At 65.5% G+C, this 20719-nt stretch carries 17 protein-coding genes and 1 tRNA gene; 7 read left to right on the top strand and 11 right to left on the bottom strand.

The genetic code is table 11. The features are described from left to right. The first annotated feature begins 23 nt into the window (after positions 1-23). Positions 24-962, top strand: coding sequence for a cysteine synthase A (gene cysK / locus ACTU6U_RS04745; RefSeq protein ID WP_443468023.1), 939 nt, complete (start codon positions 24-26; stop codon positions 960-962). A 22-nt stretch (positions 963-984) separates the two neighbouring features. Then, positions 985-1557 carry a serine O-acetyltransferase EpsC gene (epsC, locus tag ACTU6U_RS04740; protein WP_443468022.1) on the top strand — a complete coding sequence of 191 codons (573 nt, stop codon included), beginning with the start codon at positions 985-987 and terminating at the stop codon, positions 1555-1557. A gap of 48 nt (positions 1558-1605) precedes the next feature. On the opposite strand, the gene prfA is transcribed toward epsC, so the two are convergent. The 5 genes from prfA to lysA form a co-directional block, all read right to left on the bottom strand. After that, positions 1606-2685: a peptide chain release factor 1 gene (gene prfA / locus ACTU6U_RS04735; RefSeq protein ID WP_443468021.1), complete on the bottom strand. Its 1080-nt coding sequence runs from the start codon at positions 2683-2685 to the stop codon at positions 1606-1608. A gap of 24 nt (positions 2686-2709) precedes the next feature. Next, positions 2710-4749: a transcription termination factor Rho gene (rho, locus tag ACTU6U_RS04730; protein WP_443468020.1), complete on the bottom strand. Its 2040-nt coding sequence runs from the start codon at positions 4747-4749 to the stop codon at positions 2710-2712. A gap of 167 nt (positions 4750-4916) precedes the next feature. Then, positions 4917-5867, bottom strand: coding sequence for a homoserine kinase (thrB, locus tag ACTU6U_RS04725; RefSeq protein ID WP_443468019.1), 951 nt, complete (start codon positions 5865-5867; stop codon positions 4917-4919). Further along, positions 5867-7189 carry a homoserine dehydrogenase gene (locus tag ACTU6U_RS04720; protein WP_443468018.1) on the bottom strand — a complete coding sequence of 441 codons (1323 nt, stop codon included), beginning with the start codon at positions 7187-7189 and terminating at the stop codon, positions 5867-5869. Before ACTU6U_RS04720 ends, thrB begins: the two co-directional genes overlap by 1 nt. Further along, positions 7186-8595 carry a diaminopimelate decarboxylase gene (gene lysA / locus ACTU6U_RS04715; protein ID WP_443468017.1) on the bottom strand — a complete coding sequence of 470 codons (1410 nt, stop codon included), beginning with the start codon at positions 8593-8595 and terminating at the stop codon, positions 7186-7188. The genes ACTU6U_RS04720 and lysA overlap by 4 nt, the downstream gene beginning before the upstream one ends. A gap of 136 nt (positions 8596-8731) precedes the next feature. Here lysA and ACTU6U_RS04710 point away from each other — a divergent pair, with 136 nt between their 5' ends. Next, a complete protein-coding gene (locus ACTU6U_RS04710; protein WP_443468016.1) occupies positions 8732-9733 on the top strand; it encodes a YihY/virulence factor BrkB family protein in 1002 nt (333 codons plus the stop codon). On the opposite strand, the gene ACTU6U_RS04705 is transcribed toward ACTU6U_RS04710, so the two are convergent. Together ACTU6U_RS04705 and argS are read right to left on the bottom strand one after the other, a co-directional pair. Beyond that, positions 9730-10494: an LmeA family phospholipid-binding protein gene (locus ACTU6U_RS04705; protein WP_443468015.1), complete on the bottom strand. Its 765-nt coding sequence runs from the start codon at positions 10492-10494 to the stop codon at positions 9730-9732. The two genes, ACTU6U_RS04710 and ACTU6U_RS04705, sit on opposite strands and share 4 nt — an antisense overlap. 8 nt (positions 10495-10502) lie before the next feature. Next, entirely contained in the window at positions 10503-12167 is a 1665-nt protein-coding gene (gene argS, locus ACTU6U_RS04700) for an arginine--tRNA ligase (RefSeq protein ID WP_443468014.1), read from the bottom strand. 59 nt (positions 12168-12226) lie between these two features. On the opposite strand from argS, the gene ACTU6U_RS04695 reads away from it, so the two are divergent. Beyond that, positions 12227-13027, top strand: coding sequence for an SGNH/GDSL hydrolase family protein (locus ACTU6U_RS04695; RefSeq protein WP_443468013.1), 801 nt, complete (start codon positions 12227-12229; stop codon positions 13025-13027). On the opposite strand, the gene ACTU6U_RS04690 is transcribed toward ACTU6U_RS04695, so the two are convergent. From ACTU6U_RS04690 to ACTU6U_RS04675, 4 genes are all read right to left on the bottom strand, one after another. Then, positions 13021-13719, bottom strand: coding sequence for a Crp/Fnr family transcriptional regulator (locus ACTU6U_RS04690; RefSeq protein ID WP_443468012.1), 699 nt, complete (start codon positions 13717-13719; stop codon positions 13021-13023). The two genes, ACTU6U_RS04695 and ACTU6U_RS04690, sit on opposite strands and share 7 nt — an antisense overlap. Before the next feature lie 8 nt (positions 13720-13727). Beyond that, complete coding sequence (locus ACTU6U_RS04685) at positions 13728-15737, bottom strand: heavy metal translocating P-type ATPase (protein ID WP_443468011.1); 2010 nt, start codon at positions 15735-15737, stop codon at positions 13728-13730. A gap of 56 nt (positions 15738-15793) precedes the next feature. After that, the gene (locus ACTU6U_RS04680; protein ID WP_443468010.1) at positions 15794-16030 is read right to left on the bottom strand and encodes a heavy-metal-associated domain-containing protein; all 237 of its coding nucleotides are present in this window, start codon (positions 16028-16030) and stop codon (positions 15794-15796) included. Positions 16031-16206: 176 nt separating this feature from the next. Then, a tRNA-Arg gene (locus ACTU6U_RS04675) sits at positions 16207-16279 on the bottom strand. 172 nt (positions 16280-16451) lie between these two features. Here ACTU6U_RS04675 and ACTU6U_RS04670 point away from each other — a divergent pair. The 3 genes from ACTU6U_RS04670 to thrC all read left to right on the top strand — a co-directional run bounded on the left by ACTU6U_RS04670 (position 16452) and on the right by thrC (position 20713). Then, positions 16452-16925, top strand: coding sequence for a DUF1990 domain-containing protein (locus tag ACTU6U_RS04670; RefSeq protein ID WP_443468009.1), 474 nt, complete (start codon positions 16452-16454; stop codon positions 16923-16925). 27 nt (positions 16926-16952) lie between these two features. Beyond that, entirely contained in the window at positions 16953-19124 is a 2172-nt protein-coding gene (locus tag ACTU6U_RS04665; protein WP_443468008.1) for a preprotein translocase subunit SecA, read from the top strand. A 167-nt stretch (positions 19125-19291) separates the two neighbouring features. Further along, on the top strand, positions 19292-20713 hold the full coding sequence (thrC, locus tag ACTU6U_RS04660) for a threonine synthase (RefSeq protein ID WP_443468007.1): 1422 nt from the start codon (positions 19292-19294) through the stop codon (positions 20711-20713). Positions 20714-20719 lie beyond the last annotated feature (6 nt).

Below are 20719 nucleotides of genomic sequence, written 5' to 3'. Positions count from 1 at the left end.
CCTACGCGAACGAAAGGCCAGCCATGCCCGGCATCCACAACGACATCACGACCGCATTCGGCAACACGCCGCTGGTGCGGCTGAACCGCGTCACCGAGGGCGTCGGCGCAACTGTGCTCGCGAAGCTCGAGTACTACAACCCTGCGTCCAGCGTGAAGGACCGCATCGGCATCGCGATGGTGAATGCCGCAGAAGAGTCCGGCGAGCTCAAGCCCGGTGGAACGATCGTCGAATCCACCAGTGGCAACACAGGCATTGCACTCGCGATGGTGGGAGCCGCTCGTGGCTACAAGGTCATCCTCACGATGCCCGCCTCCATGTCGAAGGAACGACGCGTACTGCTGAAGGCCTTCGGCGCTGAGATCGTGCTCACCGACCCGACCAAGGGAATGAGCGGTGCCATCGAAGCGACCAAGAAGATCGTTGCGGAGACTCCTGGCGCTGTCTGGATCCGCCAGTTCGAGAACCCCGCGAACCCGCGCATCCACCGTGAGACCACGGCTCAGGAGATCCTGCGCGACACCGATGGAAAGGTCGATATCCTCGTTGCCGGCATCGGCACCGGTGGCACCGTCACCGGAACCGGACAGGCCCTCAAGGCAGCTAAGCCCGAGGTGAAGGTCATCGCCGTCGAACCCAAGGACTCCCCCGTGCTGACCGAGGGGCACCCTGGCCCGCACAAGATCCAGGGCATCGGCCCGAACTTCGTCCCCGATGTTCTCGACCGCGAGGTCCTCGATGAGGTGATCGCCGTCGAGTTTGACGAATCACTGCGCCTGGCACGCGAGCTGGCAGCCAAGGAGGGCCTGCTGGTCGGCATGTCTTCGGGTGCTGCGCTCTCCGCCGCATTGCAGGTGGCTGCTCGCCCCGAGAACGCCGGAAAGATCATTGTTGTGGTGATGCCCGACACCGGTGAGCGTTACATCTCCACCGCGCTGTTCGAAGACCTGCGAGAGAGCTGAGTCCGCAGAGAGCGACGAAAAGATGGGCATGTTCGCTCGCGTACGCGAGGACATCGCGGCCGCGCGTCTTCGAGATCCTGCCGCCAGAAGCGGCATCGAAGTCGCACTGCTGTACCCGGGGTTGCACGCGCTCTGGGCACATCGCGTCTCACACGCGCTGTGGCGGCGCGGCCTGCGGTTCCCCGCGCGGGCGAACTCCCAGATCGCCCGCGCGATCACGGGCATCGAGATCCACCCCGGTGCGCAGATCGGGCGGCGCTTCTTCATCGACCACGGCTCTGGCGTCGTGATCGGCGAAACCGCCGAGATCGGCGACGACGTGATGCTGTACCACGGCGTCACGCTCGGCGGGCGCACGCGCAATGACACCGGGAAGCGGCATCCCACGCTCGCCGACGGCGTCATCGTCGGCGCGGGCGCCAAGATCCTCGGCCCCATCACCGTGGGCCGCAACACCGTGGTCGGCGCAGGCGCCGTCGTCACGAAGGACGCACCGGAGAACAGCACACTCACCGGCGTCCCCGCGCACGCGCGCACGCGCCGCCCGCACGACGACTTCAGCGACCTGCGGCTCGCCTCGGACTATTCGATCTGAGCCCGCTCTCCGCCGGTCTGAGAAGCCTCGGTCCGAGAACCCTCGGCCTCAGGAGTCCTGACCGACCGCGGCCAGGCGCGCCTCTTCGTCGGCGGTGATCGCACTCTCGATGATCGGGTCGAGAGCGCCGTCCATCACCTGATCGAGGTTGTACGCCTTAAATCCGGTGCGGTGATCGGCGATCCGGTTCTCCGGGAAGTTATAGGTGCGGATGCGCTCTGAACGGTCCATGCCGCGGATCTGCGACTTGCGAGCGTCGGATGCCGCGGCATCCAGCTCTTCCTGCTGTTTCGCCAGCAGTCGGGCTCGCAGAACACGCATTCCCGCCTCACGGTTCTGAAGCTGCGACTTCTCGTTCTGCATCGAGACGACGATCCCGGTGGGAACGTGCGTGATCCGCACCGCAGAGTCGGTCGTGTTCACGGACTGCCCGCCTGGGCCGGAAGAGCGGTAGACGTCGATCTTCAGATCGTTCGGATCGATGTGCAGTTCTTCTGGCTCGTCGACTTCGGGAAAGACGAGCACGCCGGTGGTGGACGTGTGGATGCGACCTTGCGACTCGGTCGCCGGCACACGCTGCACCCGGTGTACACCACCCTCGTACTTGAGATGTGCCCATACGCCCTGGGCAGGATCGGAGGATGAGCCCTTGATCGCGATCTGGACGTCCTTGTAGCCGCCGAGGTCGGACTCGTTGCGCTCGAGGAGCTCCGTCTTCCACCCCTTGTGGGCGGCGTACTGGATGTACATCCGCAGCAGGTCGGCGGCGAACAGCGCGGACTCCGCACCGCCCTCCCCTGCCTTGATCTCCATGATCACGTCACGGGCATCGTCAGGGTCACGAGGAATGAGCAGGCGGCGCAGGCGCTCCTGTGCCTGGGATGCGCTCTCTTCGAGCGCGGGCACCTCTTCGGCGAAAGCATCGTCTTCTTTGGCCAGCTCGCGCGCTGCGGCGAGGTCATCTGACGCCCCCACCCATGCGTCGTAGGCTGCGACGATCCTGCTGAGCTCGGCGTAGCGTCGGTTCACGCGCTTCGCACGCGCGGCGTCGGCGTGCACCGCCGGGTCGGAGAGCTCCTCCTGCACCCGGCGGTGTTCGTCGATCAGCGCCTGAACGGAATCCAACACGCCTCTGCTCCGATCAGCGTCAGATCAGCGAATGCTGTTCTCGTGGCTGTGGCTGGAGCCACCGGCCGCGGGAGCGGGCATCGACTTCTGCATCTGCACGAGGAACTCGACGTTCGACTGCGTCTCTTTCAGCTTGCCGAGCACGACTTCGAGAGCCTGCTGCTGGTCGAGACCCGCCAGGGCGCGACGCAGCTTCCAGGTGATCTTGACCTCATCGGCCGAGAGCAGCATCTCTTCGCGGCGTGTGGACGAGGCGTTCACATCGACGGCCGGGAAGATGCGCTTGTCAGCGAGCGAGCGCGACAGGCGAAGCTCGCTGTTTCCGGTGCCCTTGAACTCCTCGAAGATGACCTCGTCCATCTTGGAGCCGGTCTCGACGAGAGCCGTGGCGAGGATCGTGAGCGATCCGCCGTTCTCGATGTTGCGGGCGGCGCCGAAGAAGCGCTTCGGCGGGTAGAGTGCTGCCGCATCGACGCCACCGGTAAGCACACGGCCGGAGGTGGGAGTTGCGATGTTGTAGGCACGGCCGAGGCGCGTAATCGAGTCGAGCAGCACGACGACGTCGCGACCCAACTCGACGAGACGCTTCGCACGCTCGATGGCGAGCTCGGCGACCGTGGTGTGGTCCTCAGCGGGGCGATCGAAGGTCGAGGCGATGACCTCGCCCTTGACCGTGCGCTCCATGTCGGTGACCTCTTCAGGACGCTCGTCGACGAGAACGACCATGAGGTGGACCTCGGGGTTGTTCTGCGCGATCGCGTTCGCGATCTGCTGCAGGACGATCGTCTTACCGGCCTTCGGAGGTGCGACGATGAGCCCGCGCTGCCCCTTGCCGATCGGTGCGACCAGATCGATGATGCGCTGTGTGAGCTTCTCGGGAGCGGTCTCCAGACGCAGGCGCTCCTGGGGGTACAGCGGCGTCAGCTCGCCGAACTCGACACGCGTGGCAGCATCCTCGACGGACAGGCCGTTGATCGAGTCGACCTTCACCAGAGCGTTGTACTTCTGGCGCCCCTGCTGCTCACCTTCGCGAGGCTGCTTGATGGCACCGACGATCGCGTCGCCCTTGCGCAGGTTGTACTTCTTGACCTGGCCGAGCGAGACGTAGACATCGCTGGCACCGGCGAGGTAGCCGGTGGTGCGCACGAAGGCGTAGTTGTCGAGAACGTCGAGGATGCCCGCGATCGGGATCAGGACGTCGTCTTCGCCGATCTCGGTCTCGAACTCGTCGGATGCTCCGCCACTGCGGCGCTTGTTGCGCTGACGGCCGCGGCCGTTGCCGTCATCCTCGGATGCGTTGTTCTGCTGCGAGTCGTTGCCGTTCTGGCTGCGGCCACGGTTGCGGCTGCGGCTACGGCTACGGCTGCGACCAGAGGTCTCGTCGCCATCGCCGTTGTCGCCGACGTTCTCGTTCGCATCGGCGGACGACTTGTCGCCCTTGTCGGACTCGGCCTTGTCAGAGTTGTCGCCCTTGTCTGCCGCAGACTTGGAACCCTTGCGAGCGCGCGGGCTCTTCTCGGTCGCCACCTCTTTCTTGGCGTCGGAGTCGCTCTGCGCGTCGGCGTCACCGGAGGAAGCGTTGTCGTCAGTCGACTTCTCCTCCGCGGTCTTCTCGGCCGTTTCACTGGTCGAATCGGCGTCTGCCTGCTCGACCTTCTTGGTGCGGCGGCCCCGACCGGTGGTCTTCGGCGCGGCTTCAGCGGGTGCCTCAGCGGTGTCCGTGGGTGCGTCAGTCGCAGAGGCGGATGCTGCGGGTGCGCTGTCGGATTCGGCCGAAGCCGGTTCAGCCTCAGTCTTCTTCGCACGGCTGCGGCGCGGGGCCTTCGCCTTGGGCGCAGTCTCAGCGGCAGGCGCAGCGTCAGCGGCAGGCGCAGCGTCAGCGGCAGGCGCAGCGTCAGCAGCCGTCTTCGCGGCCTGCTCTGCCTTGGCTGCTGCAGTTGCCGTCGTTGCGCGACGCGGTGCGCGCTTGCGCGGCGCTGCGGTTGCCTCAGTGGCGGTTTCTGCAGCAGGTGCCTGAACGGCGGATGCTGCCTGATCATTCTGGGTCTCGGAGAAATTCTCCACGAGTACTCCCTTATATGTCGTGGGAAATGAGCATGTCTCGCGCACAACGGGTGCTGCGCGCGATCGCACGGGAAGACGCTCGGCGTCCGCCAGCCAGGACCGGAAAAGCAGTTCTGGGGGTTGCGTGCGGGTCTCGCAGATTTGCGATGGGGGCCAGATTCACGAAATTACGTGGAGCCCTCCGCTCGTTCCCTAACTGTACCACCACGCACGTCGACGGCCAGCATGAGGGCCTCCCACGGGGTGTCTGTTACGGAATCAGCGACTTCGACGGCCTCCTGGCGGTGACCTGGACCATCGGCAAGGACGAGGACGCTCGGTCCTGCACCTGAGACAACGGCCGCGAAGCCGGCAGCGCGAAGAGCGGTGACCAGCTTGTGCGTCTCCGGCATGGCTTCCGCGCGGTAGTCCTGATGCAGTCGGTCCGCTGTCGCGTCGAGGAGCAGTTCAGGGCTCTGCATGAGAGCCGCGATCAGCAGCGCAGTGCGCGAGACGTTGAAGACCGCATCCTCACGAGACACCTGCGGCGGCTGCAGTGAGCGCGCGAGCGACGTCGACATCATCCGCTCCGGCACGAGCACAAGGGGCGCGACACCGCGATGCACGAGAAGCTTCTTGTGCTGCGGGCCGTTCTCACCGGTCCAGGCGATCGTCAGACCGCCGAAGAGCGCTGGAGCGACGTTGTCAGGATGTCCCTCCAGCTCCGTGGCGAGGCGGAGCAGGTCAGCGTCGGAGAACTCCACGTCCCCCGCCAGCAGACCCTTGGCCGCCAGGACACCCGCCGTGACAGCGGCGCCGGAGGAACCGAGCCCACGACCGTGAGGGACTCCGTTGTGCGCAATGATCCGAAGGCCGGGCATCTCGCGGCCGGCATCCTTGTAGACGTGCTCGATCGAACGGACGATGAGGTTCGACTCGTCACGCGCGATCTCGGATGCTCCAGAGCCTGTGACCTCGATCTCGAGACGGTCTTCGCCGAGGGCGGTGATGGTCAGCTCGTCGTACACGCTCAGCGCGAGTCCGAGCGTGTCGAACCCCGGTCCCAGGTTGGCGCTAGTGGCCGGCACCTGAACCTGGACGGTTCGTCCTTCGACCGCCTCCTGAGGTTCAGCGGCCATCACTCGCCTTCCACGCGCAGCACCGACACGACGCGATCGACGACAGCGCTTGCCGCGAGCTCGCCGACCGTGTCGCTCAGGGCCTGCTCCGCAGCCCTGTGCGTGCCGATGATGAGTCGTGCCGTGGCATCCGCCTCTTCACCAGCCGTCTGGACGACGGTCGCGACCGACACGCCTCCGTCGGAGAGGATTCCCGCGACGGTGGCGAGCACGCCGGGCTGGTCTTCGACCTCAAGGGTGATCTGGTAGCGCGTGACGACGTGGCCGATCGGCACCGTCGGGAGGTTCGCGCGAGTCGATTCGCCCACTCCGACTCCCCCGGCGATGTGCCTGCGTGCTGCGGAGACGACGTCGCCGAGCACGGCGGAAGCCGTCTGCACTCCGCCGGCACCTGCCCCGTAGAACATCAGCGAACCGGCAGCCTCGGCCTCGACGAAGACGGCGTTGTTCGCTCCGTGAACGGACGCGAGCGGGTGGGTTCGAGCGACGAGAGCCGGGTAGACCCTGACCGAGATCGACTCGGTGCCGTCGACGTCGACGCGCTCGCACACCGCGAGCAGCTTGATGACGAATCCGGCCGCGCGCGCCTCTTCAATCATCGACGGGGTGATATCGGTGATGCCTTCGCGGTACACGGCGTCGAGCGGCACAGTGGTGTGGAAGGCGAGAGACGCGAGGATCGCGGCCTTCTGCGCTGCGTCGAAGCCTTCGACGTCGGCGGTGGGGTCTGCCTCGGCGTATCCCAGGCGCTGCGCGTCGACGAGAACGTCGGCGAAGTCGGCGCCCTCAGAGTCCATCCGGTCGAGGATGTAGTTCGTCGTGCCGTTGACGATGCCCATGATGCGCACGACGCGGTCACCGGCGAGCGAGTCGCGCAGCGGACGGATGATCGGGATGGCGCCGGCCGCCGCTGCCTCGTAGTAGACGGATGCGCCGACCTGATCGGCCGCTTCGAACAGCTCCGTGCCGTGCGTTGCGAGCAGCGCCTTGTTGGCGGTGACGACGTCTGCGCCGGAGTTCAGAGCCAGCAGCAGGTTGGTGCGGGCAGGCTCGATTCCACCGATCAGCTCGATGACGATGTCGCTGCCGAGAATGAGTGTCTCCGCGTCGGTGGTGAACAGCTCCTTCGGAAGCTCCACGTCGCGCGGGGCATCCACATCGCGCACCGCGATACCGGCGAGCTCGAGAGACGCACCAGCACGATCGGCCAGTTCGTCGCCGTGGCGCAGCAGCAGGTCGGCGACCTGCGAGCCCACGGCTCCCGCGCCGAGAAGTGCGACCCTGAGACGGCGGTACTGATCGCTCGATTGGGGCTGAGTCATCGTGCTCCTTCATTCATGCTGATTCCGACGTCCCGTGACAACAGGTCATCGATGGTCTCACCGCGCACGATGACGCGGGATGAGCCGTCGGCAACTGCGACAACGGCGGGACGGGGGATGTGGTTGTAGTTGCTGGAGAGCGACGCGCAGTACGCGCCTGTCGCCGGCACAGCCAACAGGTCGCCGGGGGCGATGTCTCCAGGGAGGTATTCGTGGTCGACGACGATGTCGCCGGATTCGCAGTGCTTGCCGACCACACGGGTCAGCGCGGGAGCGGCATCGCTCGTGCGAGAAGCGATGCGGGCCGAGAACTGGGCGCCGTAGAGAGCCGGCCTGGCGTTGTCGCTCATTCCGCCGTCGACGCTCACGTACAGCCGGCTCGCGCCGGACTCGAGCGTGACGGGCTTCGTCGTGCCCACTTCGTACAGAGTGACGCCGGCGGTGCCGACGATCGCACGGCCCGGTTCGAAGGCGAGGATCGGCAGCGCGATGCCGCGCTCAGCGCATCCTGCCGCGACCGCATCGACGATCTCCGCGGCAAGCTGCGCGATCGGCGTCGGGTCGTCGACGCTCGTGTATGCGATGCCGAATCCGCCGCCGAGGTTGAGGATCGGGATGTCTCCGCCCGCGAGCAGCTTCTCGTGCAGTGCGAGCACGCGTGAGGCCGACTCGCGGAAACCGGCGACACCGAAGATCTGGGAACCGATGTGGCAGTGGAGCCCTGCGAACTCCAGCGACGCGAGTTCGCGGATTCGCGCCACTGCGGTCTCGGCATCCGCGAAGGGCATGCCGAACTTCTGGTCTTCATGCGCCGTCGCGAGGAAGTCGTGGGTCTCGGCGTGCACGCCGCTGTTCACCCGCACGAGAACGCGCTGGATCGTGCCTGCCCGCTCGGCCGCGGAGGCGATGCGCTCGATCTCGATCCTGCTGTCGACGATGATCGTGCCGATGCCGACCGATACCGCCCGCTCGATCTCGCTCACCGACTTGTTGTTGCCGTGGAAGCCCAGGCGTGCAGGGTCGACTCCCGCGGCGAGCGCGACTTCGAGCTCGCCGCCGGTGCACACGTCGACGTTCAGACCCTCTTCGGTCACCCAGCGCGCGATCGTCGTGGAAAGGAAGGCTTTACCCGCGTAGTAGACCCTGGCGCTCGTCGAATGCTGCGCTGCGGCAGCGGCGAAAGCGTCGTGGAAGGCGCTCGCGCGCCCGCGCACCTCGTTCTCATCGAGCACGAGCACCGGAGTGCCGTGCGTGCGCACGATCTCGCTCACCGGCATCCCGCCGAGAACGATCGCCCCGTCAGCATCGCGCTGCGCGGACGCGGGCCAGACTCCAGAAGCCAGCGTGTTCGCATCGTCGGGAATGGCCAGCCAGTCCGGAGCGAGGGAATCTGCAGGTGAAAGCACACAGCACCAATCGTGGAGGGAAACCTCGGCAGAAGCGGGCCGAGCGAGACTGCCCCGATTCTATGGCACCCGCACAGATGGCCCATATTCGGCAAGCCCTTCGCACGCGAAGATCACTGTTCATTACGGTGAGGGGATGAAGATCGTCAAGTCCGTGATCGCCTGGATGCTCAAGCTGAAGGCAGTGCGCGCTCTTCTGCTCTACTCGGAACGCCGAGGCCCGATGCTCGCCGACAGCGTCACGTACCGTGCGCTGTTCAGCGTCTTCGCGGCCCTGCTACTCGGATTCTCGATCGCATCGATCTGGCTCGCGGGCAATCCGCAAGCCTGGCAGGCGATCCTCAAGGCCATCGACGCGGCTGTCCCCGGCCTCATCGGACCGAACGGCGTCGTGAAGGATCCCACAGAGTTCGATGCCCCCGTCGGGCTCTCCATCACGGGCATCATCTCGCTGGTCGCGTTGATAGGTGCCGCGCTCGGCGCGATCGGATCGTTGCGCATCGCGGTGCGCAGCATCGCCGGCACGATGCTCGAAGACGTGCTGTTCGTCTGGGTGCTTCTGCGCAACATTCTTCTCGCGATCGGAATCGCCCTCGCTTTCGTCGCAGCAGCCGCGGTGACCTTCGTCGCCGGCATCGGACTCGACTTCCTCAGCGATCTTCTCGGTCTGCCTGCTGAATCAGCCGGTTCACGCTGGGGACTGCGCATCGTCTCGCTGCTGGTCGTGTTCGCACTGGACGTGCTGCTGATCTTCGGAATCTACCGATTGTTGTCCGGAGTGCGCGCACCGGCACGGGCGGTCTGGCCCGGGGTGCTGCTCGGCGGCGTCGGCCTGCTCGTCCTCCAAGAGCTCTCGAGTCTGTTCGTGGGAGGCGCCCGCTCCAATCCGCTGCTGGCATCGTTCGCCTCGCTGCTGGCGCTGCTGATCTGGATGAACCTGTCATCGCAGGTCATCCTCATCGCCTGTGCCTACATCACCACCGGCGCCCAGGAAGCGCACGATCGAATCTCAGCGACCGCGAGTGTGCGCACGTTCGCGCAGCGACGGGTGCACCGCGCTCAGGAGGACGTCATGATCGCGACGAGGGCGTTGCGCGCCGCGGAGAAGGCCGAGTCCGCCGAGCGCACATCACGCTAGCTGCAGACGCCATTCTGCTGGAGCGCGGGGTCGGTGACGATCGCGCCATCCACATCGATGTCGATCACGGCCTCCGGGCCGTCGATCTTGAGCCCCGTCATCGTGAGACCGGCCGGCAGCTGATCGGCGATGCAGATGCGCTGCGGTTCAGTGATCCACGCAGCAGCCTTACCGAAGCGGTCGACGATCTCGGCGGCGTTCAGCGTCGCACCGCCGATCTGCGCCCCCACTGGGGTGAGTAGGAGCTCACCGGCATCCGCTGCCGGTGTCACTGTCGCTGAGATCGGCACAGGCACCCCGAAGATCGAGAAACTGCCAGAGGCGGTGATGTCAGGTTCGGAGAAGCGGATCTCATCGATCGGCAGGTCGGATGCTGCAACCAGATGAGTGAACTGCTCCTGGTCGATGCGCACTGTGCCTGACGCATCCGTGAGGTCGCCACCGCGCAGCGGGACTCCGATGGCGGTGACATCCGCTGAGCCGGTGATGCCGCCGATCGTGACCGAGTCAGTCGAGAGGTGCAGCTCATCGAGGCGACCGCCGATCACCTGCGGCAGCAGGACTCCGGATGCCTCGACGTCGAGCTGCTGGTCAGCAGGGAGCGCGAGCTGTTCGATGACGATGCCTCGGGCGATGCCGGGGAGCACTGCACGAGTGACCAGCTCTGCAGCGACTGCGAGAGCCGCGAGCAGAAGAATGATGACCAGGAGAATCCACGGCCAGCGAACACGGCGCTTCTGGTTCAGGGACTCCCCGTTCATGCCTACGATTACATCCGCTCGGGAGCGGACACTCCGAGCAGGTCGAGACCGTTGCGCAGCACCTGGCCGGTGGCGTCGTTCAGCCACAGGCGCGTGCGGTGGACGCTCTCGATCGGGGCGTCGCCCAGCGGCGTCACGCGGCAGTTGTCGTACCAGCGGTGGTAAAGCCCTGCGAGCTCTTCGAGGTAGCGTGCGATCCGGTGCGGTTCGCGCACCGAGGCGGCGAAGGCGACGATGCGCGGGAACTCCTGGAGGGCTCCGAGCAACGCGGACTCGGTCTCGTGCGTGAGCGTCTCAGGAGCGAACTCCGAGCGGTCTACGCCGGAATCTGCGGCATTGCGTCCCACATTGTGCGTGCGGGCATGCGCGTATTGCACGTAGAACACCGGGTTGTCGTTGGTGCGCTTCTGCAGCAGCTCTGGGTCGAGGTCGAGCGGTGAGTCGGCGGGCGAGCGCTCGAGGGAGTACCGCAGCGCGTCTGTGCCGAGCCACTCGAGAAGGTCATCCATCTCGATGATGTTTCCCGCGCGCTTGGACAGACGCGCACCGTTGATCGACACCATCTGTCCGATGAGCACCTGGATGTTCTTCTCCGGGTCCTCGCCCGCCGCGCCTGCGACGGCCTTCAGCCGGTGAACATACCCGTGGTGGTCGGCGCCGAGCAGGTAGATCTTGTTCTGGAAACCGCGATCGCCCTTGTTCAGGTAGTACGCGGCGTCGGCGGCGAAGTAGGTGTATTCGCCGTTGGAGCGACGGATGACGCGATCCTTGTCATCGCCGAAGTCGGTCGTGCGCACCCACACGGCGCCTTCTTCGTCGAAGACGTGACCTTGCTCGCGGAGACGGTCGACGGCCTGGTCGATGAGGCTGACACCCTCGGCGTTCTCGGCGTGGAGCGTGCGCTCGGAGAACCAGGCATCGAACGGCACGTTGAACCGCGCCAGGGAGCTCTTGATCTCGGCGAGCTGATACTCGTAGGCAAGATCCTCTGCGACCTGCATCTGCTCGACCTCAGGCAGCTCGAGCAAGTCGGGGCGAGCGTCGAGCACGCGGGTCGAGAGGGTGGTGATGTACTCGCCGGGGTAGCCGCCCTCCGGCGTCGGATCGCCCTTTGCGGCCGCGAGCACGGATGCTGCGAAGCGCTGCATCTGCGCGCCGGCATCGTTGATGTAGTACTCGCGGACGGCGTTGGCACCACTGGCGAGCAGCAGGCGCACGATCGAGTCGCCAAGGGCTGCCCATCGCGTGTGAGCGATGTGGAGAGGACCTGTGGGGTTCGCAGAGACGAACTCGACGTTCACGCTGACGCCGACCTGCGAGTCGTTGGTACCGTATGCGTCCCCGGCGTCAACGATCGTCTTGGCGAGCACGCCTGCCGCTGCGGCGTCCAGGCGGAAGTTGATGAAGCCCGGGCCCGCGACCTCAGCGCTGGCTACCCCGTCGGCTTCGGCCACTTCATCGGCGATCTGCTGTGCGAGCTCACGCGGGTTGGTCCCCAGCTTCTTCGCGAGGCGCATCGCGATGTTCGATGCCCAGTCTCCGTGGTCACGGTTGCGGGGGCGCTCCAGCACGACATCAGTGATGTCGAGGTCGAGCGTCTCGTCCGGTCGCAGGGATGCGGCAATCGGCGTGACGACGGCGAGGATGGCTTCGGCGAGAGTATCGGGATTCATATCCCCTCAATTCTAGGGCGCGAGTTGGTGACTGCCTTCCGATCGCCTACCCTCATCCCATGGCTTGGGGTGTGACACGGCGGCACGGTCGTGCGATGGTGCTGACGGCGGTGCTGGCCGTGGCCGTCTCTGCGGCAGTTCTGGGCGTCTGGCGTCCATGGGTTCCTGCGACCGTCGACGCGCCGATTCTTGCCTCCAGCGAGGTCGTCACCGTGGCTCCGACACCGATCGTGCTGCCGGAGCACCCGCAGGTTCTTGTGTTCGGAGACTCGTGGACCTACGGCGCAGCCGCAAGCGACCCGACACTCGGGTACGCCTATGTGCTCGCCGATCTGTTGAACGGTCAGACCGTCGTCGATGGTGTTCGGGGAAGCGGGTACCTCAAGCCCGGTATCGATGGCCCTGACTTCGGCGAGCGCATCGCTGCTCTCGACCCATCTCTCGCGCCCGATCTCGTGATCATCCAAGGGTCCATCAACGACCGCCGCGAGGGCGCTGCGGGATACCGCGAGGCAGTGAATGCCGCATGGGATGCTCTGACCGCGACATACCCGGATGCATCGATTGTGGTATTCGGCCCCGCGCCCCACGAGCTTCCGGTCGGCGCAGGAACCGCGCGAATCGATGAAGATCTCGCCGCGCTCGCAGGTGCACGCGGCTGGTGGTACGTCTCGCCGATCCAGCAGAGCTGGATCACCGCGCTGAACTACCTCGACGTGATCGACGTCGACCTCGGGAACAGGCATCCGTCGACCGAGGGCCATCGCTACCTGGCGGAGAAGGTCGCCGCCGCGATTGCCGAGATGGAAGCAGCCCCTGTCACCGAAGCCGGCGGCGCGGAGCCTGAAACCGCTCACTGAGCGGAATCTGCCACCAGTACGCTCAGCGCATCTGCATCCAGGATGGTGATGCGACCCTGCTGCCCCTGCGCGATCACCGCCGCATCGCTGAGTGCCCGCAGCTGACGGCTGAGCGACTCCGGCGTGGTGTCGAGCAGCGAGGCGATGTCCTTTTTCGCCAGCGGCAGCACGACTTCGGTCCCGCGCCCCGCACTGTGGTGAGAGGGAAGGGTGAGCAGATAGTTCGCCAACCGGGAGCTCACATCTCCCGAGATCACCGCGGCCAGACGCGCCTCGGCCTCGCCCAGTCGCTTGCTCACGCCCTGCAGCATCCGCAAGCCGATGCTCGCGTGCTTCTCCACGAGTCGTCCGAGATCAGCATGGTCGAACACGCACAGCTGCGCGTCTTCCAGCGCGCTGGCGGAATGATCCGGGCGGATGCCGGTGAGGAAAGCCGCCTCGCCGATGAAGTCGCCTGGCCCGAGCACACGGATGATCTGCTCGTACCCGTCAGCGCTCGTGCGGGAGATCTTCACGCGTCCGGTGTGCACGACCATCAGCTGCGAGACGTCGCCGCCTGCGGAATAGACCTGCTGTGCACGATCGATGCGTGTCGGGCGCGCGACGCCGGCGACCTCCAGCTGCTGCCCGGAGGTCAGCCCCTGGAACAGCGGCACCCGACTCACGCACAGGTCCTCTGCGGCCTCCGACACTGACACTCCTATCGCTGCTCCACCCGATCGTCATCCAGTATGGCAATGGATCGCTCGCTCTTGGGCAGCGCCTGAGCTCCGTAAGCGTTACGGAGCAGCCGCATCGCGTTGACGATGACGACGAGCACGGAACCCTCGTGCACGAGCATCCCGAGTGCGATGGTCACACCACCGGCGAAGACGCCGATGAGCAGAAGCACGACGGTGATCAGAGCGATGGCGATGTTCTGCCGCATCACGTTCACGGTGCGCCTCGCCAGCCGAATCGCCTCGGGGAGCTTCAGCAGGTTGTCGCCCATGAGGGCGATGTCGGCCGTCTCCACCGCCACCGCAGAGCCGGCAGCACCCATGGCGACACCGATATCGGCCGTAGCGAGAGCCGGTGCGTCGTTGACGCCATCGCCGACCATCGCCACCGTGTGTCCGGCTCGCTGCAGCTTCGCGACGGCATCCAGTTTGTCTTCTGGCAGCAGTGAGGCGTGCACTTCGTCGATGCCGGTCACCTGCGCGACGGCATCCGCCACGAGTCGGGTGTCGCCGGTGAGCATGACGACCTTCTTCACCCCGCTGGCGTGCAGGCGCCTGACCATCTCGGATGCATCCGCGCGGATCGCGTCGGCAACTGCGACCACACCGATGACAGCGTCATCGAGGGCGACGATCATCGGCGTCCTGCCTGCTGCTGCCAGCTGATCGGCAGCCGTCTCGGAGCGCGCCGCGATGTCGACGATGCCGTACTCGGCGAGCAGCGCGGCGTTGCCGATCAGCACCTGTCTGCCGTCGACATCGGAGACAATTCCCTTGCCGATGACCGGGGTGACAGACCCGGTGATGCCGGTCGGGGCGACCCCCTCGGCACGCGCCGTATCGAGGATCGGGCGCGCGAGCGGATGCTCTGAGCCCGCCTCTGCGGCCGCCGCCCACCGAAGCACGTCGGCGCGTGTCAGCGCGGGATCGAGCACCACGATGTCGGTCAGCTGCGGACGGCCCTCGGTGAGAGTGCCGGTCTTGTCGAGAGCGACGGCCGAGATCTTCGCAGAGGTCTCCAGGTACTCCCCACCCTTGATGAGGATTCCATTGCGCGCTGAGCGTCCGATGCCCGCGACGATCGCGACGGGGATCGAGATCACCAGCGCACCGGGGCATCCGATGACCAGCAGCGTGAGCGCCAGCACGACGTCGCCCGTGAGGAGTCCAGCGGCGAGCGCGAGCACCATCACGGCGGGCGTGTACCAGGTCGAGAACCGGTCGATGAACGCCTGTGTCTTCGCTTTCGCGTCCTGCGCCTCTTCCACGCGGTGGATGATGCGGGCCAGGGTCGTGTCCGCGCCGATCCCGGTCGCGCGCACCTGCAGGAATCCGCCGCGCGAGACTGTGCCCGCATAGACCTGGTCGCCGGCCATCTTCTCGACGGGCATGGATTCACCGGTGATCGACGCCTCGTCGATCGCACCCGTGCCAGTGATCACCTCTCCGTCGACGGGGACCTTCGCTCCGTTCTTGACGAGCACGGTCTCCCCCATCCGCACTTGGGCTGCGGGGATCTCCACCTGATCTCCGTCGCGCAGCACCACGGCGCGGACAGGGGCGACGGCGACCAGTGCCGCAAGAGCCGCACGGGTCTTGTTCATCGTGCCGGCTTCAAGTGCGTGCCCCACCGCGAAGAGGAAGGTGACGGCCGCGGCTTCCCAGAAGTTGCCGATGATGATCGCGCCGATTGCGGCGATCGACACCAGCAGATCGATGCTGATGAACTTCACGCGCAGCGCGCGCACCGCCTTGATGAGGATTCCGTGACCGGCAGCGATCGCGGCGGCGATCATCAATGCGTTTGCGAGCGTGAACACGTCGCCTGAACCGTGCGCGTGCTCCCCTGCGTGGGCCCACCACCGCGGGGTGAGTGCGAGGTTCGCTCCGCCGCCCGCGAGCTTCTCAACACCGAACGAGAGCAGGATGAGGACTCCGGAGACCACCGGGATGAACCAGTTGCTGTGCCGCCAGGCACGAAACGCGTTCACGACCGCCGCCTTTCTTCTTTTCCGCTGTCTTGCTGTGTGAGTTTGTGAGTCGTGCGTCAGAAGGCCGACGCACTTGACTTGTAACCGGCCTTGTCGACAGCGGTGATCAGGTCTTCCACCGAGGCCTTCGCCGCGTCGTGGTCGATCTCGACGCGTCCGGAGGCAAAGTGCACCTTCACGTTCTCGACGCCGTCCACCCGCCCCACCTGCTTCTCGATCTTCGCCACGCATGAGGGGCAGGAGAAGCCTTCCGCTCGAAGAAGCGTGTGCGTGGCCTGTGGCATGGTGTTCATGACAACCTCTTTCTGATGGCGAGTTCTCTATCTGACCAGGTATTTTCCTGTCGTCCGATATCGACGGTACCGATGCGCTGAGAGGTTGTCCTTGACCCAGGTCAAGAGGGGCGGAAACGACGAATCCCCGCCCAGATCTGGGCGGGGATATGTGCGTCGGAGAGATTTCTCGCGTGTGCCCCCGACAGGAGTTGAACCTGCGACCTACGGTACCGGAAACCGGCGCTCTATCCACTGAGCTACGGAGGCGTACCGATCGACAATATCACTGACCGGATGCTGATCAGACATCCTGCTCGTGCCAGTTGACGCCAGCGGTTGCATGCTCCCTTCTAGGATCGTCGGATGGACGACGTCGACCTCGCTGAGCGCTTCATCGCCTGCAGGCCGGCTTCGTGCGCTGATCCCCGAAGATGAACACATGACCTCGCCCGAGCTGCACGACTGGCCGCCGACCGATCACAGCCATCGCCGCTCTGAAGTTTCGGCAACGCTCGGCCGCGGCGAGGAGATATGGGAGCGCGCCAGTCACGACGTACTTCGTTGGAAGGTCAAAACCGCGAGCGGCTTCACCGTCGATCCTCAAGGCCCCGTGGTTGAAGGAGATCTCGTTCAGGTCACCGCCCGCGTGTTCGGGCTGACCGTCGTGGAGCCTGTGGAGGTCATGGCGGTCGTTCGACAGCCCGATCGCGTCGGCTTTTCATATCGAACGCTCCCCGGCCACCCGGTCAGCGGCGAAGAGGCCTTCATCGTGCACAGGAACGGCGATGAGGTGCGTCTGACCGTGCGCTCGCTCACCCGCCCCGCACCGCAGCAACCGTGGCGCATGATGTATCCGCTCCTGAGGGTCGCGCAGTTGGTCGCCCGTGGCAGATATCTGCGGGCGCTGAAGTAGCGCGAGCCATCACGTACTCTGAACCACGTGGCCTATCGACGCACAGATTCGACAGATTTCGATCTGCGTCGGCGCCTCCCTGGCTGGGCATCGAGGCTGCTCGGGATCGCGGGATCCGCACAGTTCACCGCGATCTATCCCGATCACGAGCGCGTTGCGAAGATCAGGGACGCGGTCACCCACACTCTCGGGCACTCCCCTTACGAAGAACAGATTCTCGCGGCATCCGCATTGCGCGCCAGCCGTGCGGTCGAAATGGACACCGGCGAGGGCAAGACACTCGCCGGTGCGATCGCGGCTGCGATGTTCGCGCTCGAAGGGCGTCACGTGCACGTTCTGACCGTCAACGACTACCTGGCACAGCGGGACGCCGAATGGATGCGTCCAGTATTCGATGTCCTCGGGCTGAAGGTGGCATGGCTCGGGCAGTCTTCGACCACCGATGAACGCCGCCTCTCCTACCTCGCAGATGTCATTTATGCACCGTTCTCGGAGCTCGGCTACGACGTCCTCCGAGACCGGCAGGTTGAAGCTCTCGCCGACCGGGTCGCACCACGGTTCGACGTGGGAATCGTCGATGAGGCAGACGCTGTGATGATCGACGAGGGCATGACGCCGCTGGTCCTCGCAGGCGCTGACGATACCGCGGGTGAGTCCTTCGTCGAAGCCACCGCTCTCATCGCGGCGCTCCAATCCGGCGTCCACTTCGTCGCTGACGCTGATCGCACGACAGTTTCACTCACCGACGCAGGTATCGACGTCGTTGAGGAGCGCGCCGGTGGAGTGAACCTCTTCGAGGGTGAACACGCCGACCTCCTCACTCGAGTGAATCTCGCGTTGCATGCGCGCGAACTCGTCCACCGTGACGTGGACTACCTGGTCGCAGATGACCGCATCCGCCTCATCAACTCCGCCCGCGGACGAGTGGCGCAATTGCAGCGCTGGCCTGATGGTCTGCACGCCGCGGTGGAAGCGAAGGAACACCTTCAGATCACGCCGCCAGGGATCGTCCTCGATCAGATCACTGTGCAGGATCTTGTGCTGCGGTACCGCGATCTCGCGGGGATGAGTGGCACCGTCCTTCCCGTCGCAGATGAACTGCAGGAGTTCTACTCGCTCGAGTCGGGCCGCATCGAGCCGCACAGTCCGTGCATCCGCGAGGACCTTGCCGTGCGAGTTCTCGCCTCCGCTGCCGAGAAGACCACTGCCATAGTCGACGAGATTCTCCGCCGTCATGCCACCGGCCAACCGGTTCTTGTCGGCACCCAGAGCGTGTCCGAGTCAGAAGCACTGGCTGAACGCCTGCCGGAGCTACTCGATGCGCGCGTATTGAATGCACGCAATGACGCCCATGAGGCGACCATCATCGCGCGTGCTGGCGAGTATGGTGCGGTGACGATCTCCACTCAGATGTCCGGCCGAGGAACCGATATCCGACTCGGCGGTATCGACGGGCAGGACCGCGAGCGTGTCGTTCAGTCAGGTGGTCTTTGCGTCATTGCCACGGCGCTCTACCCATCGGCGCGGTTGGACTTGCAGTTGCGCGGACGCGCAGGCCGTCAAGGAGACCCAGGCGCTTCGATGACTTTCGCCGCGCTCGACGACGACCTCGTGCAGGCGAATGCGACGGACACGGCCGCACGCCGAATCGTGCGAGGAGTGTCGGATGCGAGGGCCAGGACACGAATCCTCCGGGAGTCGCAAGCCATCGCCGAGTCCGTGCGGCTGGACCGGCATCGAGGCACGTGGCAATACACGCGAGCGCTTTCACCGCAGCGCGAAAAGGTGCTGCGCGTACGGGAAGAGGCGATCGCCGACCCCGACCGCACGCGCCGACTCGTCACGCTCTACTCGCTCGACGACCACTGGCAGCGCCACCTCGCGCTGCTCAGCGAGATTCGTGACGGCATCCACCTGCGCCGACTCGCCGGACAGAACCCGGTCGACGAGTTCCACCGCATCGCTTTGAGAGAATTCGACGGATTCTTCGACAGGGTCGACAGCACGATCAGCGATCTCCTGCACATGGTCGAAGATGGCGCAGACCCGCTCGGGGAGCTCGGCCTTCGGCGCCCCTCGGCGACATGGACGTACATGCTGCGTGACGATCCGATCGGCGATGCGATCGGACGCGCCGCAAGTGAAATCCGTCGTCGAGTTCGGTCCTCCTTGTCTGGATCGCACTTTGCGTCAGAATGAGCCCGCGAGAACGACAGTTTTTGCGGCCCAGACGAGGTAGGCAGCGCGTGAGAGGTGGGGTATGTGGCCCGCGACGCGTAATGGAGATCCAAACGACGGTGCGCCACGCTCTACGATGGAAGCGAAGACCCCGGCATCCACCCCCGAGCACGAACGAGGTTCGAGACTTGCAGTACATCTCCACACGCGGCGGCACGCTCGGACAGTTCAGTGATGTCCTTCTCGAAGGTCTCGCGCCCAACGGCGGACTCGCCGTTCCCGAGACGCTCCCCCAGCTCTCATCCGATGACCTCGAGCGCATGCGCGTGCTGACGTACCCGCAGCTCGCCGCAGAAATCATCGGACTGTTCGCCACCGACATCCCTCGTGCCGACCTCGCACGCCTCACCGAGGGCGCATACGGCGACGGCAAGTTCGCGGCGGAAGAGATCGTTCCGCTGACGGATGTCGACGGCATGACCCTCGTTGGTCTCTCTGAAGGACCAACGCTCGCCTTCAAGGACATGGCGATGCAGTTCCTCGGCGGGGCACTCGAATACGTGCTCGAGAAGAGCGACCGCGTCCTCAACGTGCTCGGCGCCACCTCCGGCGACACCGGATCCGCCGCCGAGCACGCGCTCCGCGGCCTTGACCGAGTCTCAGTCTTCATGCTCTCCCCGCAGGGCCGCATGAGCGCATTCCAGCGCGCGCAGATGTACTCGCTGCAGGACGAGAACGTGCACAACATCGCGGTCGAGGGCGTCTTCGACGACTGCCAGAACCTCGTCAAGCGACTGAACACCGACCTGGACTTCAAGCGCGCCCACAGCCTCGGCGCCGTCAACTCCATCAACTTCGGCCGCATCTCCGCGCAGATCGTCTATTACGTCTGGGCCTGGTTGCGCACGACGGATGCCGTCGCCGAGAGCGACCGCGCAGCCTATGCGGTGTCGTTCGCAGTGCCCTCTGGCAACTTCGGCAACATCCTCTCCGGGCACTACGCACGCACCATGGGCGTCCCGATCCGCGAGCTCGTCCTCGCCACCAACGAGAACAACGTCCTCGACGAGTTCTTCCGCACCGGCCACTACCGTCCGCGCAGTTCGGCCGACACACTGGCGACGTCGAGCCCGTCAATGGATGTCTCCCGCGCCTCCAACCTCGAGCGCTTCGTCTTCGACCTGCTGGGGCGCGACCCCGAGCGCACTGCTTCAGCGTGGCACGAACTCGAGGAGCGCGATGAGATCGACCTCTCCGCCGAGCTCGAGCGCTTCTCTGCAGAGTTCGGAATCGTCAGCGGCAACAGCACGCATACGGACCGACTCGCCACGATCCGCGACGTCCACGCCACAACTGGTGTCACGATCGACCCGCACACTGCGGACGGCGTCAAGGTCGCGCGCGAGCACCTGAGCGACGGCATCCCGATGCTCGTGCTCGAGACCGCCAAGCCCGCCAAATTCGCAGAGCTCATCGAGGAAGCACTCGGCGAGACGGTCGAGCCCGACGCCGACACCCGAAGGCTGCTCGACGCGCCGCAGCGCGTGACGAACATGCCGGATGATGAGCCGCAGCTGCGCGCCTTCATCTCCGAGCACGCTCTGAGCTGAGTCCGT

The sequence above is a fragment of the Microbacterium zouquanmingi genome (genome assembly GCF_052266695.1).
Lineage (GTDB): Bacteria > Actinomycetota > Actinomycetes > Actinomycetales > Microbacteriaceae > Microbacterium.
The sequence above is the reverse complement of the archived record's forward strand: the minus strand, read 5'-3'. Positions and strand labels throughout refer to the sequence as shown.

Coding starts and splice junctions, on each gene's coding strand:
- cysK (WP_443468023.1), top strand. CDS start 24: ATGCCCGGCATCCACAACGACATCACGACCGCATTCGGCAACACGCCG.
- epsC (WP_443468022.1), top strand. CDS start 985: ATGGGCATGTTCGCTCGCGTACGCGAGGACATCGCGGCCGCGCGTCTT.
- thrB (WP_443468019.1), bottom strand. CDS start 5,867: ATGGCCGCTGAACCTCAGGAGGCGGTCGAAGGACGAACCGTCCAGGTT.
- ACTU6U_RS04720 (WP_443468018.1), bottom strand. CDS start 7,189: ATGACTCAGCCCCAATCGAGCGATCAGTACCGCCGTCTCAGGGTCGCA.
- ACTU6U_RS04710 (WP_443468016.1), top strand. CDS start 8,732: ATGAAGATCGTCAAGTCCGTGATCGCCTGGATGCTCAAGCTGAAGGCA.
- ACTU6U_RS04705 (WP_443468015.1), bottom strand. CDS start 10,494: ATGAACGGGGAGTCCCTGAACCAGAAGCGCCGTGTTCGCTGGCCGTGG.
- argS (WP_443468014.1), bottom strand. CDS start 12,167: ATGAATCCCGATACTCTCGCCGAAGCCATCCTCGCCGTCGTCACGCCG.
- ACTU6U_RS04695 (WP_443468013.1), top strand. CDS start 12,227: ATGGCTTGGGGTGTGACACGGCGGCACGGTCGTGCGATGGTGCTGACG.
- ACTU6U_RS04680 (WP_443468010.1), bottom strand. CDS start 16,030: ATGAACACCATGCCACAGGCCACGCACACGCTTCTTCGAGCGGAAGGC.
- ACTU6U_RS04670 (WP_443468009.1), top strand. CDS start 16,452: ATGACCTCGCCCGAGCTGCACGACTGGCCGCCGACCGATCACAGCCAT.